The sequence below is a fragment of the Dictyobacter halimunensis genome (assembly GCF_036245075.1).
This window is the reverse complement of the sequence record NZ_BSRI01000002.1, coordinates 3,241,996-3,259,505: the sequence shown is the minus strand read 5'-3', so window position 1 is coordinate 3,259,505 and position 17,510 is coordinate 3,241,996. Positions and strand designations below refer to the sequence as shown.

Here is a 17,510-nt window from a genome sequence, read left to right as displayed (position 1 = left end):
CCGTGGGCATACCCCCTTGCCTGTTATTGCACTGGCATGCCCGGCTATCTCTAAAGATAGTTCATGTATACAGAGTAAGCATAAAGTTAGAATATTTGTCTCTGCATTTATTGATACGTTCTATTTCCCAACTCGTCATGTTAGTAGGCCAAAAAGGTAGTCTACCGGGTAAGTATCGAGGTAGGAAGAAACGTGATATACTGACGGGTATAAGTGAACGTGTCAAAGGGGTAATGGGATAGGCTACACAAGCACGAAAGATGCTATGACAGGCATAATATTTGTGGTTGGGTCAGCAACCCCCCGGCGATAAAAAACTGTTTATTTTGACAGATAGCAAACCATATTGTACTCATTCATTTGGAGAGACAATGACGTGTACTCCACGCGCAATATGCTTTATGGTACACAATGTGAAATGCTTTTAAGCCACGCCTGGTCCAGGTAGTGCGCACGAAAAACGCTCACATCATCCAACCTTCAGGCACGATGAATGAGTCCATGCAAATTGCAGGAGAAATTCATGACGAGTACTCATTATGATGTTGCGGTCATCGGCTCTGGCCCCGGTGGCTATGTAGCTGCCATTCGGGCTGCGCAGCGGGGCGCGAAAGTCGCGATTGTTGAAAAACAATATATGGGCGGCACCTGCCTCAATGTCGGCTGCATTCCATCAAAGGCAATGCTTCACATCGCGGAAACATTACATGAACTGAACTCCGTTAGCGAGCTCGGTATTACGCTACCTCAGGCACCGGTCTTCGACATGACGAAGGCGGTCGCCTTTAAAGATAAAGTCGTCAAACGTATGACGAGCGGCGTCAGCACCCTGATGAAGGGTAACAATATCGATGTTTTTGATGGTCAGGGAAGCGTCGATGCGTCGAAGAACGTCACGGTAACCAAAGACGGCAATACGCAGCAATTTAGCGCGGATAACGTCATCCTGGCCACCGGCTCGGTTCCGTTTATTCCGCAGATGCCAGGCGTTGATGGCGATAAAGTGATGAATAGCGATACCTGCTGGAATCTGCCTAAGACGCCCGATAGCCTGGTCTGTGTCGGCGGCGGCGTGATCGGCATTGAGCTGGCCTGCATGTTCAACGCGCTGGGGACCAAAGTGACGATCCTGGAGATGCTGCCCAACGTGCTGGCACCCGTAGATGAAGAGGTGCGCAAACTGCTGGTACGCATCATGGCCAAGCGCGGCATCGAGATCGTGACCAACGCCAGAGTTGAGGGCATCGAAGAGGCCAACGGCGTGAAAAAGGTTACAGCTACCACCGAAAAGGGTCAACAGAACTTCGAGGCCGAGTATGTGCTGATGGCGGTCAGCCGCCGCGCCAATACCAGCGGACTGGAACAGTTGATAGAGCAGGGGCTCGATACCGATCGTGGACGCGTACGTGTTGATGAGCATATGCGCACCAACCTTCCCGGTATCTACGCGATTGGTGACCTGATCCATGGCGCCGGCCTGGCCCACGTGGCCTCCACAGAAGGCGAAGTCGCGTCCGACAATATCACCGGCCACGAGACAACCATGAACTACGACGTCATCCCCAACCCCATCTATACCTTCCCAGAGATCGCCTTTGTAGGCCTGACAGAGGCCGCGGCACGTGAGAAGTATGGCGAGGTTCGTGTCGAGCGCTTCCCCTGGACAGCGATCGGCAAAGCCGTAGCGATCGGTGAGACCGAAGGCTTTACCAAAGTGATCATCGGCAAATATGGGGAATTCCTGGGCGCCCACATCATTGGTCCTGATGCCACCAACCTGATTACCGAGTATTCGCTGGCCATGCACGGCGAGCTCACGGTCGACGAGGTTGAGGAGACCATCCATCCGCATCCCACCCTCAGCGAGGGACTACGTGAAGCTGTTCTGGCGGCGCAGGGACATCCCATCCATATCCCACCCAAAAAACAGGTTGCGGCACGCGCACGCTAAGACAACTACCTGTCACATTCGTCTATACACCGGCGTGGTATCTTAAAAGTAAGGTACCACGCTATTTTTATAGGAATTCCGGCTGATTTTAATCGATAGATTGGAGTTAATGGATGTGCTTACTGTATGCTAATAGCGGAGTATTTAAACGAGGCGATTAAGCACGCATGGGGTATGATACATGAAGCATATCAGCACAAAAGAGGCACAACAAACTCATCTTTTCTTCACTAAATTCCTGATGATCGGCTCCCTTATCTTGATACTTACCGCCGCCGGATTGGCGGGGTACCTAATCTTCTCCCCCGCGCGGACGACCAGGGTGGGCGCGAAAACGACGATTACCCAGCATGTGCGACAGACAACGCCGGGTCAATATCAGTCTGAAGTCAGGCAGATCGGACAGCACTATATGCAGGCGCTCTTGAAGCGGCAGTATGCCCAGATGTGGTCGATGCTTCATCCCGATGTGCGAAAGATGTGGCCCGGTGAACAGGCATTTGCCGCGTACTGGCAGCGTCGCTTTCATGACTTCAAGCTCAAATCATTTACGTTAGGGCAGGTCAGTGATCTCTCCAACTGGACGAATGCCGAGACCATGAAGGAGTATGAAAAGGTCTCTAAATTGCCGATCTCACTTCAATTAGATCCCGCCCAGCCTCCGGATCCCAATGCGCGGATGTCGGGTGCCGTCCTGCATGCCAGCGAGCTTTTCCGCAACCTGCCGTTTATCGTGCAGCGTGTCCTGCCTGGCACCAGCAAAGGCGAAGGCGGACAATGGTTGATCCTCAACGGTGGTCCAGCCGATGTAGAGGCTCCCATTCTCCCTCCGGCCAATCTGGTAGCCAAAAAGGTACGCGTACCCATCCTGATGTATCACTATATTTCGGAGATACCGGCACGCGATAAGACCAATCCCTATAGCTACCGTCCAGGCTTAACCGTCACACCGACCGTCTTCTCACAACAGATGGACTATTTTAAGCGGCTCGGTTATCACACTATTACGTTTAATCAGCTCTTCAGCGCCCTCTACTATGATGGTCCCTTGCCGGATAAGCCGATTATTTTTAGCTTCGACGATGGCTATGTCGACGCCTACACCAATGCCTATCCGATTCTCAGAGCCCATGGCTACACAGGCATGTTCTATATTATCACCGGTAAGGTCGGCTGGCCGGGCCAGGCGAGCTGGTCTCAATTGCGTGAGATGCGGGCCAATGGTATGCAGATGGGCTCGCATACGATCGACCACCGGGCACTGGGGGATGTGTGGCAGCTCTCGCCAGATGATGCGCGCCATGAACTGGTCACATCGCGTCAGGTCCTGCAGGACCATCTGCAGACGTTCATTCAGCAGTTCTGCTATCCCGCGGGAGATCCGCTCAATAAGAATCAGGCGCTGGCCTCGACACAGAATCAGGTGCAAGGTGTCATGTCGCTCTTAAACGAGACGGGCTATGTCGGGGCTACCAATGACCCGCGCGTCCCCTCCACTGTTCAAGATAGCACCACGCCGTACATTATCCATCGCATACGCGTACTGGGCAATGAGGATATTCAAAGCTTTGAAACCGCGATGTATAGTGAGTTGGGGCAACCGGGGCGCATTAGCGCCCCGGTTGCCCCAACTCACTATACATCGCGGTTTTCGCGACTTAACTTTCTAACTCGCCCTGCTCACGCTTGCGCAGGAGAGCGATCCAGGCCATACGTTCAGCGATTGATACGGGCATAGCAAACGTATATGGCTCATCATGATCCGCATCGGTATTCAACTCAAACTCTAATCGTTTTATATCCATAGTATTGATGCGTTTACCAGACATGAACTGGTCCGCAGTAACGGAGCTGGAGATCTGGCCCGCGTTTTGCCGCACCAGCATATCGTCCATCTCGGCTTCTGAGGATGCGAAGAAGACACGCACGTTTTCTTTAGGAATATAGCTGTAGGCACGCAGCAGCGTAAACAGGGCGTGCGGCGACGTCAATAAGGTTGAACGCCACTTCCAAACCATTTGCTGGGTAAGGGCCTGACCGTATGAATTTATAGGTTCTGTATTTCCAACAGGGGTTTGCTCTACACAAAATGCAACACGATAATAAATCATTGTTATAGTTACCTCTCAACGTATAACCCCACATGCCAGATGGGTAATGCTAACCAATCAGAAACACGTTGGCGAGTCAGGTGGGCTTCTGATTATCCTTTCCAGGAGATGGAGATCGATGAATAATTGCAATATCTACAATCACTATACGCCATTGTCCCTCTTTTTTGGAGAATGGTAGGCCATTTGGGGGGTGTCAGCGTTTGTCTGTTATAGATTTATGAAGTTTAAAAAGTAGCTCAGGATTTGAGATGTGGACTCTTATTATGGCCCCCGATTCTCGCATCTACCGTGCTCAAAATGCTTTTTATGGAATAATGTGTTCCCCCGTGCCACGAGAGCGAGGCAAGCACCATACTACAAAAAAGGGCGGCAGCATGGTTATATACACGCAACTTTCTGGAAAATAGTTGCAGGTAGGGGTTTACAAGTCTATCGAAGTGTGCTATTATCTACGCACATGGGGATGTAGCTCAGCTGGTAGAGCGCGACAATCGCACTGTCGAGGTCAGGGGTTCGAGCCCCCTCATCTCCACCTATCGTGCCATCGATAGATATCTTGCAAATCGCATGCACTTGTGCTATAGTACATTTCGTCAAAAGAAAGCGACGAGCAGGAGTAGTAGGTCGCCCTGATTCAGAGAGCAGCCGGATGGTGCGAGGTTGCAACCAAGACCGAACTCGCCTGGGAGCAATAAGTGTGAAACATTGAGTAACACTTGTCGGTACGCCCGTTATCGCGTATAATAAAGAGTAGATCTTGGTCGCGCGCCAGTTAAACAAATGCATGGGCTTGTAGCGCAGCTGGTAGAGCGCCTCCATGGCATGGAGGAGGTCAGGGGTTCGAGTCCCCTCAGGTCCACCAACGCCACTTTGATCGAAAATCAGGGTGGTACCACGGAAAAACCTTTCGTCCCTTTTGAGGACGAAAGGTTTTTTTTATTGTTTTATTTAGAGTGATCTGTCAACATTGCGCTTCAGCGCAATGTTGACAGATCACTCTAAATAAAACAAGGCTTTATATATGGGGAGGAATGATGATTACACATACCAAGTATGATCCGAAGGAAATTGAGGGGAAGTGGCAGGCACAGTGGGAGGCTGATCATATTTATCATGCTTCCGATGAGTCGCCGAAGCCGAATTTTTATCACCTGGTGATGTTCCCATACCCTTCGGGGGATCTGCATATGGGACACTGGTATAACTATTCCCCGTTCGACGCCTATGGCCGCTTTAAACGTATGCAGGGCTATAATGTGATGCAGCCGATCGGCTTCGATGCCTTTGGCCTGCCAGCCGAGAATGCGGCGATCAAGCGTGGCGTTCAGGCGCGTACATGGACGCTGTCGAATATCGAGAATATGCGTAAGCAGCTGCGCGCGATGGGCGCCCAGTGGGATTGGCAGCGCGAGGTGATTACCTGTCTGCCCGACTACTATAAGTGGACACAGTGGCTGTTCCTGCAGTTCTATAAGAAGGGCCTGGCATATCGTACCAAGGCGCCGGCCAACTGGTGTCCCGGCTGTAATACGACGCTGGCCAATGAGCAGGTGCTGGCCGATGGGACCTGCGAGCGCTGTGGCAGCATGGTGATCCGCAAAGAGATCGATCAATGGCTGCTGAAGATTTCGGCCTACGCCGAGCGTCTGCTGGATTTTTCAGAGGTGGAGGATTGGCCGGAGAAGACCATTACGATGCAGCGCAACTGGATCGGTCGCAGCGAGGGCGCTGAGATTCGCTTTAGCGCCGAGATCGATGGCCAGGTTGAGGAGGTTCCGGTCTTTACGACGCGGCCCGATACTATCTATGGCGTTACGTTCTTTGTGCTGGCGCCCGAGCATCCCTGGGTCGAGAAGATTACCACTCCCGAGCAGCGGGCCGAGGTGGATGCCTATGTGACGCAGGCGCGGCGCATGACCGAGATCGAGCGCATGAGTAGCGATAAGGAGAAGAGCGGTGTCTTCACCGGCGCCTACGTCACCAACCCGGTCAGCGGCGAGAAGATCCCGGTCTGGATCGCCGACTATGTGCTGATGAGCTATGGGGCGGGCGCGATCATGGGTGTACCAGCCCACGATCAGCGCGACTTCGAGTTCGCACGTAAGTTTGGGATTCCCATTCGCGAGGTGATCCGCGGCGAGGGCGAGGAGGCAACTGATCCCGCCACCTGGACCGAGGCGAAAGAGGCTCTGGGCGTAATGGTCAATTCGGGTCCTTTTGATGGGACGCCCGGTGAAGAGTCCAAAGCACGTGTCATCGCCTACATCGAAGAGAAAGGCATCGGTCATAGTAAGATCAATTATCGCCTGCGCGACTGGCTGATCAGCCGCCAGCGCTACTGGGGCGCGCCTATCCCGATCGTCTATTGTCCAGAACATGGCACGGTGCCGGTTCCGGAGGATCAGCTGCCAGTCTGGCTGCCGGAGAATGTGCAGTTTAAGGCCACCGGCGAGTCACCGCTGCGCTATGAACCGGACTTTGTCAATACGGCCTGCCCGGTCTGTGGTGGACCCGCTACACGCGAGGCGGATACGATGGATACGTTCATCGACTCTTCCTGGTATTATCTGCGCTATGCCGACCCACACAATGAGACGGCGGCGTGGAGCCCCGAGAAGCTGCATGATTGGCTGCCGGTCAATCAGTATATCGGTGGTGTCGAGCATGCCATTCTGCACCTGCTGTACTCGCGCTTCTTTGTGAAGGCCCTGCACGATATGGGGCATCTGAACTTTGACGAGCCATTCCAGCGCCTGTTCCACCAGGGTATGGTTCTGGGTTCAGACGGGCAGAAGATGTCGAAATCGCGCGGCAATGTTGAGGCACCCGACAAGTACGTCTCTAAATATGGTTCCGACACGGTGCGCTGCTACATGATGTTTATAGGCCCCTTCGATGCGGGCGGCTCGTTCCGGGCCGACAATCTGGAAGGTATCTGGCGCTTCCTAAACCGCGTCTGGGCTCTGATTGGCGATACCTGGATCAATACACCCTCGACAAAGGGAAGCAAAGAGGGTAAGGCGATTGAGCGTCTGCGCCATAAGACCATCAAGCGTGTAACGGAGGATTTGAGCAACTTCCGCTTCAATACCGCCCTGGCGGCTTTGATGGAGTTCAATAATGCCCTGATCAAGCAACAGCGTGATCCGGTCGCGCAGAGCGCCGCTTACCAGGAGTCCCTGGTCACCCTGCTGCAGTTGCTGGCTCCGTTCGCGCCACATATCACGGAGGAGCTGTGGCGGCAGACCGGTCACACAGACAGCATCCATACCACCGAATGGCCAGCGTATGTAGAAGAGCTGACTCAGGACGAAGCCTTTACACTGGTGGTCCAGGTCAACGGCAAAGTCAGGGAGCGCATGGAAGTGGCCGCCGACATCAGTGAGGAAGAGGTGCGCAAGCTGGCCCTGGAAAACGAACGCGTCCAATCCTTTATTGGTAGCGCCAGTGTCCAAAAAGTCATCTATATTCCTGGTCGTCTGGTCAATATCGTCGTACGCAACGCCTGAGCTTAGAACACCCGAATACCATCATATTCAACACATGAGGGCCGGCGCGCGATCGCGCGCCGGCCCTCATGTGTTGAAGCACAACAGGGAATATTTTTCACCGCTCCGTTGTTTTCAAATATAGAACGCAGATATCGGGCCTACCCAGACTTCTTGCTTCGACTCTCCGTGGCCTTCAGGCGCGGAGAAGCTGCCACCAATCCCCATTGTAAAGCGTCTATGTAAGTAAGTGTGCTTGTACCTTTCAATTCCAGTTCAGGTTGGCATCGTCCGATATGATAATCCATACGGAAAAAAAAGAGGGTTTTACTCAGCCAGGGATGGAACCTTTCTATAGTGTCAAACGTATATAGGGCAGATAGTTCATATAAGCCTGCTCAGCAATATGCAGGTAGCATAGATGGGGGGAAAGCCCCTAATTGTGAACTATTTCACACTCTAATTGTCACGCAATCGATAGCAACTGCGATCTTTTCCGCTTACACTTCCTATTGTAAGAATGAATAGTAGGGAGGGAGGGAAAAAAGCTTGCGAAATCTGGTGGGGGATAGTCAAGCTCGTATTTGAAAAAACAACGTCGCAGACGTTTAATATATCAGGGGGTTACACCTGATGTATGCAATCTCTGGTCAGTACTTTAAAAAAGCGGAAATCATGCTGCGGTGAAGTGCCTTATGAAGGGCGTTGGTGGAAGGATAAGAAACATGAATACACAACCCTTGGAAATGATACATACTTCGCAGAGTGCAGAGACGGAAACAGACAAGCTGGCTCGTAATGGGTTTACTCCAGACGAGATTATTTCCTTGTTCTGGTTGCGACAATGGTATCAACATGGCGGAAGTGATCGCGTAGAAGTGCTCCGTCAGCTGGAATTCCTGAAATTGCTTGTCGTCAATGGCAAGATTAAACCCTAATTATTCAGGAAGCTACTATACTCTATTTTAGGTGCGCAACATTTTATTTACGCAGGGGACTCCCAACCGATGGTTGGGAGTCCCCTTCGCTTTCGTCGCATCGGGGTGCAGGGTCCTCCCTGCCGGGGTGCGGGCGAGCATGCTGGGAGCATGCTCAAGTCCCCGCAAAACCTCTTTTTCTCTTTTTCCGCGCCGCCTGCGGCGCTCACAAGAGTTTTGGGGTATTGCGTTGTGGGGTTATGCATTGCGCTGAGCGCAATGCATAACCCCACAACGCAATACCCCAAAACAAAGAGGGATGGGAGCGACAGGATGTGCTCTCCTCACATCAACGATGTGAGGAGAGCACATCCTGATACTGCTCTTTCCAACAATGGAGCCCTTTGACATAGGGGTCAACTTGCTGCATCAGCCAGTAGGTGGAGGCCATGCGCACCTTGGTCTGCAGGGGGACACTGGCCCGCATGCTAAAGACATCAAAGTCATTGCTACGAATGCGATCCAGGATGCAACGATAGAGGGTGCCGCTCAGGCGTACTGCCAGCCGGCAGTCTGGCTCTAAGAGAGCGACGCCGGGGATGGCTCTCTGGTAATAATGGTCGGCCCGTTCCATCTGGAAACAGACCAGTTCGCGGAATGCATCGTTAATGATTCCACGCAACAGATCGTCTTCGCGATACCCGAACTGCTCCATTTCGCCTAACGGGAGATAGATGCGATCCCGACGCGCGTCTTCACCGATATCGCGCAAAATATTTGTCAATTGCAGGGCGATGCCCAGGTCGACGGCGTACTTTAAAGCACTGTCATCCTCATAGCCGAATATCGGCGAGGTCAGCAGGCCCACAGTCCCGGCCACGCGATAGCAATAGAGATATAGTTCCTCAAAGTTGACATAGCGCTGCTGATGCAGGTCCATCTCGACACCACTCAAGAGATCCAACGCCGGCTTCAGCGGAACCGCATAGTAGCCCAGCATATGCTCCCAGGCCTGCAGGATCGGATTATCGGTCGCAGCGCCCTGCTCATACAGGCGCGTCAGATCCTTACGCCAGCCATCGATCGCCCTGTCTGGAGCGATCATCCCTCGCAAGTGTCCCATCGCCGGGGAGGCCTCCACCTCCTCATCAACGATATCATCCACCATACGACAGAAGGCATAAATTGCCCAGACCGCCTGCCTCTTTGGTTGTGGCAAAAAGAGTGATCCCCAGTAAAAGGTCTTCGATGCTCGTTGGGTCAACTGACGACAGTATTCATAAGCATCTGTTACCTGCTGTACCTGTCGCATCCTCTATCTCCTGTTCATTCTTCGTGTGGGGCCAGCAGTCGCGTCCCTGAAAGATACATAGTCGACCGATTATCCCCCTGCCAACAAGATACTTCATTCAACAGTGTAAAAACGTAAATATTCCAGCCTCTGTAGAAAAAACGCATCCTATTGTCAGTATAAAATTCACAATTTTAGAAAAAGTATTCGTATATCGCCGCCTCATGATCACAATATAGATGTAAGTTCATTATAAAAATGGGTAATATAGCAGGAAACATTGGCAGGCATACCCCATCAATCAAACCCAGGCGCTACAGTCTACGTAGATATGTTTGACCGATACGTGAGTACAGATCGACCGCGATCGTTTGATCATACAGTAAATAACAAAAGAGCAAGGAATTCTATGCGTATCATTCTCTATCTTGGTAAAGGTGGCGTTGGCAAAACCACCGTTTCGGCCGCTACCGCTGTCCGGGCCGCAGCCCAGGGAAAACGCACCCTGGTGGTAAGCACCGATCTTGCCCATAGCCTCGCGGATTGTCTACAAACCAACCTGACCTCTGAACCCAGGGAGATAGCAACCAACCTGTGGGCACAGGAGGTCAATGTCCTGGATGAGATGCGCCAGGGATGGGGAAAGCTACAAGAGTCCATGACCAAAACGCTGCGCAAGCAAGGGATTAACGCGGTACTAGCCAACGAGCTGGCGCTGATCCCGGGCATGGATGAGATTGTCAGCCTGATCAACATCTATCGCAATGCGCGCGATGGCAATTTTGAGGTCGTGGTTATCGATGCCGCGCCCACCGGAGAGACCGTGCGGCTCCTGAGCATGCCCGATACCTTTCAGTGGTACGCCGGTCGCATCATGGGCCTGCAAAACAATCTGGGCTTTGCTCGTCCCCTGCTCAAGGCGGTCCTCCCCATTCCCACCTCCGAGATTGTCGATGCCGTCAATGCCCTGAGCGAGCGCGTGAAGACGCTGCGCGAGGTCCTAAGTGATCCAGCCGTCAGCTCTTATCGGCCCGTCGTCAATCCCGAACGCATGGTGATCAAGGAGGCGTTACGCGCCGAAACCTACCTGGCGCTCTTTGGCTATCCGATCGACGCGGTCGTCTGCAATCGTGTCATTCCCGCCGGTGACTATCAGGATGCTTTTATGCAGGACATCTACCAGACCCAGGAGAAACTGCGCCAACGTATCCATCAGACCTTCGCGCCACTGCCGGTCTGGGAGGCTCCCTATCGTTCACGCGAGATCCTGGGCATCGATGCGCTGGGCGAGTTGGCCACCACCATCTTCGGCACCAACGATCCTACCCAGGTCTTCCATCGCGGCCCCATCCAGGAGATTGTGCAGGAGGGCGATACCTATATCCTGCGCTTGCCGTTGCCGCATGTCGAGATGGACAAGGTGTCGATGAGCAAACATGGCGATGAGATGGTGGTCGAGATCGGCAACTTCAAACGCGACATTACGCTGCCCTCGATCCTGGCCAATCAGGAGGCGACCGTGGCTCGCTTCGTCAACCGGGCGCTGGAGATCCATTTCAGCGCGCCATCCGAGCAAACGGATAAATCGGCCTGAATTGGAACATGTGTCAAGTACAAAAACAAGAAGAAGCCCACGTGGGCTTCTTCTTGTTTTTGTACTTGACACATGTTCCAATTACCCTCTATTATGGACGCTGAATATTGAACATCACAGTACAGAGTAAAACATCGTATTTATGCCAAACAGCAATACTGCAACACTTACAACCTATATTGAGCGTGCGCGCAAGGTGCTACAGCATGAGCAGCGTATGAATCACCAGGACCTGGCCATAAAGCCCGGTGGTGTAGAGGCGTTTACGGCGCGCTGGTACTCTGATACGAGCGCGCTCTGCGAGAGTACGGGCCAGGACGCCGGTCCGCTACAACGCTTCACAGAATATCTTCATGGCTATCATCAACAAGATCCAATTCAGCGCGCGGCCAGCCTGCGGGCGGCCCTGGCAATTCTCAATGAATTGGAGACCACCACGCCCGACACGCCAGTCACAGCCCGGTCCAGCAGCAAAACGGTACCCCCTGCGCCCACGACCGGCCAGCCAGCAAATCCGCGAGCGCAAAAAACTGTAGAACCGCGCAACGTGGCTCCCCCAGCGGCGAAAGCCGGTCCGGCCGCCCGAACAGCCGCCTCCAATGGTAACAATGGTAAGCCTGCGGCCGCGCCCAGGCAAGGCAAGAGCAAAGAGGTTGTCCAGGATACGCCCAATCCCATTCGTCTGGAAGCTGGCATGAGCCAGGGGCACACCTCGTTGACGCTTTTGAGCGCCGATATCACCGCTATTCCGGGAGTTGGCCCCTCGGCAGCGACACGCCTACACTCATTGGGTCTGCGCACGGTGCGCGACCTGCTCTTCTATTTTCCACGCGAGCATCGCGACTATAGCCAGTTGACGAGGATCGCCGATGTGCCTTTCAATGAGGTCACCACAACAATGGGACTGATATGGGAGGTGGAGATGAAGCGCACGGGCAATGGGCGTACGCGCACTATCGCCACCATCTCCGACGAGACGGGGAAGCTCTACGTCTCCTGGTTTAACCAGCCGTATCTGCAAAAACAGCTGCAGGCCGCGCACGGTACCTACCTGGTCGTGACCGGCGTCAAGCAACGCTTTGGCAACAAGGTCGAGTTCTCGGTACGCAGCCATGAATTGCCCGAGCAGGGCGATCTGCTCAATACGGGGCGCATGGTTCCCATCTATCCGTTGACCGAAGGGCTGCATGCCAAAACGCTGCGGCGCTTCACCAAGTATGTGGTCGACCGCTACGCGAAGATGATACCGGACCATCTGCCGACCTCCATCCAGTCCGCCGGTCGTCTGATGATGCTCTCACGCGCTATCGAGCAGATCCATTATCCCGATAACGAAGAGTTGCGTGCCAGCGCCCATCATCGGCTGGCGTTTGATGAGCTGTTCATGCTGCAGTTGGGAATGCAGGAGCGGCGCGCACGCTGGCAGCACGAGGCGAAGGATGGCAACGCATTTACACGCTACGATCATCGCATCTTTCTCAATCCAGGCCAGAATAGCGCCGTGACAGATCAGAAAAAAGCACAGTCCGACCCATCTGCTTCCCCTTTGTTAGGCTCGACGCTCTGGTCGGTCATCGCCACCGACAAGCCATTTGAGGGTACACTGCCGTTCTCGTTTACCGCCGCCCAGAACCGCGTCATCAATGAGATTTTCCGCGACATGGCCAAAAGCAAGCCGATGTGCCGTCTCTTGCAGGGCGATGTGGGAGCCGGTAAAACAGCGGTGGCGGCGGCCGCGCTCCTGCTGGCGGCCCTCAATGGCTATCAGGGCGCGATCATGGCCCCGACCGAACTGCTGGCCGAGCAGCATGCCCGCAGCATCAGCGCCATGCTGGAGCCGTTCGGCATCCAGACGGTCCTGCTAACGGGCAGCCAGCGCCAGCGCGAACGCAACGCGGCACGCCAGGCCCTGGAATCCGGACAGGCCGCGGTCGCCATCGGCACCCATGCCCTGATCCAGGATGATGTCAACTTCCACAGCCTGGGACTGGTCATCGTCGACGAGCAGCATCGCTTTGGTGTTGAGCAGCGGGACGCGTTACGCCAGAAGGGTCTGCATCCACATATGCTGGTGATGACGGCGACCCCCATTCCGCGCACGCTGGCCCTCACCCTGTATGGAGACCTGGATGTATCAGTCATCGACCAGCTTCCACCCGGAAGACAAAAGATCATCACGCGCTGGCGCACCGGCGCCCGACGCAACGAAGCCTATACCCAGATCGCTCAACAGGTCGCAGAAGGGCGCCAGGCTTTTATTATCTGCCCTCTGATTGAGGAGTCGGAGTCTTTATCGGCCAAAGCCGCCACCAGTGAATATGAACGCTTACAGCGCGAAGTATTTCCCAATCTGCGCCTGGGTCTGTTGCATGGCGCGATGAAACCGGCGGAAAAAGACCAGATCATGCATAACTTCCGCGATCATGAGCTGGATATCCTGGTGGCCACCTCGGTCATCGAGGTGGGCATCGACGTGCCTAATGCCACCGTCATGGTGATTGAAGACGCCGATCGCTTTGGCCTCTCCCAGCTCCACCAGTTCCGTGGCCGTGTCGGCCGTGGCAGACATCAATCCTACTGCTACGTCTTAAGCGCGGAGGCCAGCATCCAGGCCCAGGAACGGCTAGGGGTCTTTCAGGATACCGATGATGGCTTTAAGCTCTCAGAAGAGGACCTGCGGCTGCGCGGTCCCGGCGACTTCATCGGTGTGCGCCAGAGTGGTATGCCAGAGCTGCGCATCGCGGATTTCAGCGATACAGCCCTGATCGAGCAGGCACGCACACTGGCCGAACGGCTCTGGCAAAGCGATCCATACCTGCGTAAGCCAGAACATGCCCCCTTGCGGGAACGCATGTACCTCTTCTGGCAAAACTTCATGCCTCATTGAAGATAGTTTGAATTGCATACGACACAGTTACTGCGCATAACACGTGCTATAGATAGCGGATAGTTTGTATAGTCCACTATTGGAAAAGGACCCCTTGTATGAAAATTCTGGTTTTCAATGCCGGATCGAGCAGCCATAAAAGCAGCCTGTACGACATCAACGGTCAATTGCCCGCCACGGCGCCCGAACCTCTATGGGAAGCAGAGGCCGATTGGACAAAAACGCAGGGCAAAACAGATCTTAAAATAACGGCTCATGGCAAGACCACAGAACAAGAACTGGACACCGATACGCGTACCGAAGTGATCGATCAGATGCTCAAAACGCTCTGGAGTGGTGATCAAAAGGTAATCAACGATCTCTCGGAGATCGCGGTAGTTGGACATCGCGTCGTCCATGGCGGTCCCGATTTCACCACCAGTGTACGCATCGACCGGCAGGTAAAGGATGACATCCAGAAGCTGGCCGTATTCGCTCCCCTGCACAATCCGGCCGACCTGGAAGGCATCAACGCCATTGAGCAGATCAAGGCAGACATGCCACAGGTGGCGGTCTTTGACACATCTTTCCATCGACAGATGCCCCTGGAAGCAAAAGTCTATCCAGGTCCATACGAGTGGTACGAGCAGGATATCCAGCGATACGGCTTTCATGGCATCAGTCATCAGTACTGCACACGGCGCAGCGCCCAGATACTTGGCAAAGATATCGAAGAGCTACGCCTGGTCAATTGCCATCTCGGCAATGGCTGTTCGCTGGCCGCCATCAAGAACGGACGTAGCATCGACACCACGATGGGCTTCACACCGCTGGAAGGGCTGATGATGGGCACACGCTCGGGCTCCATCGATCCCAGTATCCTGCTCTACCTGGAGCGCGAAAAAGGCTATAACGCGGATAAGCTGGACCAGACATTGAACAAACAATCGGGACTAAAGGGCGTCTCTGGCATCTCAAGCGATGTTCGTGCTATCCGCAAAGAGATGCAAGCGGGCAACGAACGCGCCAGCCTGGCGCTCGCTATCTTCACCCATCGTCTGCGCTCCGCCATTGGTAGCATGATTGCCACCCTTGGGGGGATCGACGTATTAACCTTTACCGGAGGCATCGGTGAACATGATCAGGAGCTACGAGCCAACGCCTGTGAAAACTTCGGCTTCATGAACCTGAAGCTAGATCAGCAGAAAAATAATACCTCGCCAGTTGATACAGACATCGCCACCGTCGATTCCGCGGTACGCGTGCTGGTCGTCCATACGCAAGAGGACTGGGAGATTGCTCGCGAATGCTGGCGCATCGTCAAGCAAAAATAGCGCAAACACCTGATGAACAAACAGAGAAGCCAGAACTATCGATTACTCTGCAGTACCTGTATACTAAATGAAACTACAAGCGCAGGTAGAGCGTGGTTATAGTAAGCAGTACGATACAAAAATAAATAATTTCAATATAGCACTCAGCAAGCGAAAGGAGGGCGTATGGCTAATTTATTAGATCGCTTGACATCTAATCCATCGCAAGCAAAATACGACCGGGCGCAAGAGAAAACCCAACAGGCCCAGTCGTCGGCGCAGTCAACCTATGAGAACCTCAAAGATGCTGCCCAACTTGCGTACGAAGCCACGAAAGACGCCGCGCAGTCAACCTATGGCGCCACGAAAGATACGGCGCAATCAACCTATGGCAATGTAAAGTCTGGTTTGACCAAGACACAGGGTGCCATCCTGGCTGGAGCCGGCACCGCTGGTCTCCTGCTTAAAGACAGACAGAAGCAAAACAAGAAGGACTTCAAACGTTTCAGTAAAAATCAGAAGAAAGCGCAAAAGGGCTTTTTGTCCTTCCAGTCAAAGGCTCAGAAGACGGCCAGCTCACGCTTGAGCAAAACTCAGGATGCTCTGTTAAGCGGTGCATCGGTGGCTCAGGATATGCTGGGAACTGGTACGCAGAAAGCCCAGGACGTCCTGGGAACCGGGTCCCAACTGGCACAGGAGCTGTTCGAGAAGAATAGCAAGAAGGCGCAGAAAAATCTGAAGCGGGCTCAGAAGACTCTGGGCACCTTGCCGGGTAATCTACCGGATACCGTGGGTACGGGTTTGAGCACGGCTCAGGAACTCTTAAGTAAGGGGTCGGAGCAGGCGAATAAAAGCTTAAAGAAAGCGGCTTCGAATGTTAAAGACTTCCCTGAATCTGTTCAGGATCAGTACGAGCACTATCAGCACAAGCGCCAGCGGGCAAGAAAATTGTTCCGCCTCGGTCTGATCGTGGGTATCGCCGCCGCGCTGTTCTTTACACCTCGTACAGGTGCGGAAGTGCGCAGCCTCATCGCCGCCCAGTGGGCAAAATATCGTGTATACCTCGGCATTTAACAATGCCTGACAGGCATACGAAAGCGACAAGAAGGGAGCGCCTGCTAACGCGGGACGCTCCCTTCTTGTCGCCTGTTGCGTCATTACAGTCCCTGGGCCAATGGAGACTCATCATAGTGCTGTAAAAGATCTCCCGGCCCATCGTAAATGGCCACCGCGCCTTTGAGATCCTGGTCGCTCCATCCACCAGAGCGGAAGGCGATAGTGGGCACAGAGGCCTGACTGGCCGCCTCAATATCATAGGCGGTATCACCTACCATTACCAGTTCCTGAGGACTTAATTTAATCTTCTCAATGGCTACATGTACCACATCTGGATCAGGCTTAGATTGCGGCGCGTCCTTGGAAGTGGTTGCGTTCTCAAACAGATCTTCGATATGTGGACCAATGATCTGTAGCAGATTCTTTAAATCGTCGGGATCAGATGAAGTCGCGATCACCAGCTTCAACCCCTTATCGTGCATGTGCCGCAACAGGTCAGCAGCCCCCGGCAACGCCTTCACCGTCTGCAGATACTTCTGCTTAAAAATTTCTTTACGCCGCTTACTGATGCGCTCCCCTTCGGGGCTGTCCTTGTCGATATTCAGGGCCTCGGGCAAAACTTTATCTCCACCCATGCCAATCATGGGTGCAACTTTTTCAAAGGCGACATGGTGTCCCGCTTCTTCCATAGCGTCTACCCACGATCTGGCATGGGCCTCATTACTCTCTATCAGGGTTCCATCAATATCTAGAATAACGCCTTTGATCGGCCGTTTCTGTGACATATAAACATACTCCTCACTCTCAAATTCTCCCTATCAAAATGTTTGATGAGAGGCTGGCACATTTCTATCACTCATTAGCCTGCGCAAAAGGATACGTATCCGAACCATGGTGCAGGCTTGAATGGCGCACCACGA

Annotated in this window: 11 protein-coding genes and 2 tRNA genes; 10 read left to right on the top strand and 3 right to left on the bottom strand. The window is 53.6% G+C overall.

Annotation, left to right across the window (positions count from 1 at the left end; all coding sequences use genetic code 11):
• The first annotated feature begins 523 nt into the window (after positions 1-523).
• Both lpdA and AABA21_RS27605 read left to right on the top strand, forming a co-directional pair.
• A complete protein-coding gene (lpdA, locus tag AABA21_RS27610) occupies positions 524-1,951 on the top strand; it encodes a dihydrolipoyl dehydrogenase (protein ID WP_338255181.1) in 1,428 nt (475 codons plus the stop codon).
• 181 nt (positions 1,952-2,132) lie between these two features.
• Positions 2,133-3,689 carry a polysaccharide deacetylase family protein gene (locus tag AABA21_RS27605; protein ID WP_338255180.1) on the top strand — a complete coding sequence of 519 codons (1,557 nt, stop codon included), beginning with the start codon at positions 2,133-2,135 and terminating at the stop codon, positions 3,687-3,689.
• Here AABA21_RS27605 and AABA21_RS27600 read toward each other — a convergent pair.
• Positions 3,610-4,062 (bottom strand): hypothetical protein, encoded by a 453-nt coding sequence (locus AABA21_RS27600; RefSeq protein ID WP_338255177.1) that lies wholly within the window; start codon positions 4,060-4,062, stop codon positions 3,610-3,612. The two genes, AABA21_RS27605 and AABA21_RS27600, sit on opposite strands and share 80 nt — an antisense overlap.
• Before the next feature lie 462 nt (positions 4,063-4,524).
• Between AABA21_RS27600 and AABA21_RS27595 the strand changes: the two genes are divergently transcribed.
• From AABA21_RS27595 to AABA21_RS27580, 4 genes are all read left to right on the top strand, one after another.
• Positions 4,525-4,597, top strand: a tRNA-Ala gene (locus AABA21_RS27595).
• A gap of 254 nt (positions 4,598-4,851) precedes the next feature.
• Positions 4,852-4,927, top strand: a tRNA-Ala gene (locus AABA21_RS27590).
• A gap of 172 nt (positions 4,928-5,099) precedes the next feature.
• Positions 5,100-7,574 carry a leucine--tRNA ligase gene (gene leuS, locus AABA21_RS27585; protein ID WP_420917225.1) on the top strand — a complete coding sequence of 825 codons (2,475 nt, stop codon included), beginning with the start codon at positions 5,100-5,102 and terminating at the stop codon, positions 7,572-7,574.
• Between the two features lie 704 nt (positions 7,575-8,278).
• Positions 8,279-8,491 (top strand): hypothetical protein, encoded by a 213-nt coding sequence (locus tag AABA21_RS27580; protein ID WP_126596602.1) that lies wholly within the window; start codon positions 8,279-8,281, stop codon positions 8,489-8,491.
• A gap of 328 nt (positions 8,492-8,819) precedes the next feature.
• Here AABA21_RS27580 and AABA21_RS27575 read toward each other — a convergent pair whose 3' ends face one another.
• The gene (locus AABA21_RS27575) at positions 8,820-9,782 is read right to left on the bottom strand and encodes a phytoene/squalene synthase family protein (RefSeq protein WP_338255172.1); all 963 of its coding nucleotides are present in this window, start codon (positions 9,780-9,782) and stop codon (positions 8,820-8,822) included.
• Positions 9,783-10,170: 388 nt separating this feature from the next.
• On the opposite strand from AABA21_RS27575, the gene AABA21_RS27570 reads away from it, so the two are divergent.
• The 4 genes from AABA21_RS27570 to AABA21_RS27555 all read left to right on the top strand — a co-directional run bounded on the left by AABA21_RS27570 (position 10,171) and on the right by AABA21_RS27555 (position 16,608).
• Positions 10,171-11,355 carry an ArsA family ATPase gene (locus AABA21_RS27570; protein ID WP_338255169.1) on the top strand — a complete coding sequence of 395 codons (1,185 nt, stop codon included), beginning with the start codon at positions 10,171-10,173 and terminating at the stop codon, positions 11,353-11,355.
• 142 nt (positions 11,356-11,497) lie between these two features.
• Positions 11,498-14,242: an ATP-dependent DNA helicase RecG gene (gene recG, locus AABA21_RS27565; RefSeq protein WP_338255167.1), complete on the top strand. Its 2,745-nt coding sequence runs from the start codon at positions 11,498-11,500 to the stop codon at positions 14,240-14,242.
• 98 nt (positions 14,243-14,340) lie between these two features.
• Positions 14,341-15,555: an acetate/propionate family kinase gene (locus AABA21_RS27560; protein WP_338255165.1), complete on the top strand. Its 1,215-nt coding sequence runs from the start codon at positions 14,341-14,343 to the stop codon at positions 15,553-15,555.
• Between the two features lie 165 nt (positions 15,556-15,720).
• Positions 15,721-16,608 carry a hypothetical protein gene (locus tag AABA21_RS27555; RefSeq protein ID WP_338255163.1) on the top strand — a complete coding sequence of 296 codons (888 nt, stop codon included), beginning with the start codon at positions 15,721-15,723 and terminating at the stop codon, positions 16,606-16,608.
• 83 nt (positions 16,609-16,691) lie between these two features.
• On the opposite strand, the gene AABA21_RS27550 is transcribed toward AABA21_RS27555, so the two are convergent.
• Entirely contained in the window at positions 16,692-17,375 is a 684-nt protein-coding gene (locus AABA21_RS27550) for an HAD family hydrolase (RefSeq protein ID WP_338255162.1), read from the bottom strand.
• Positions 17,376-17,510: the final 135 nt, after the last annotated feature.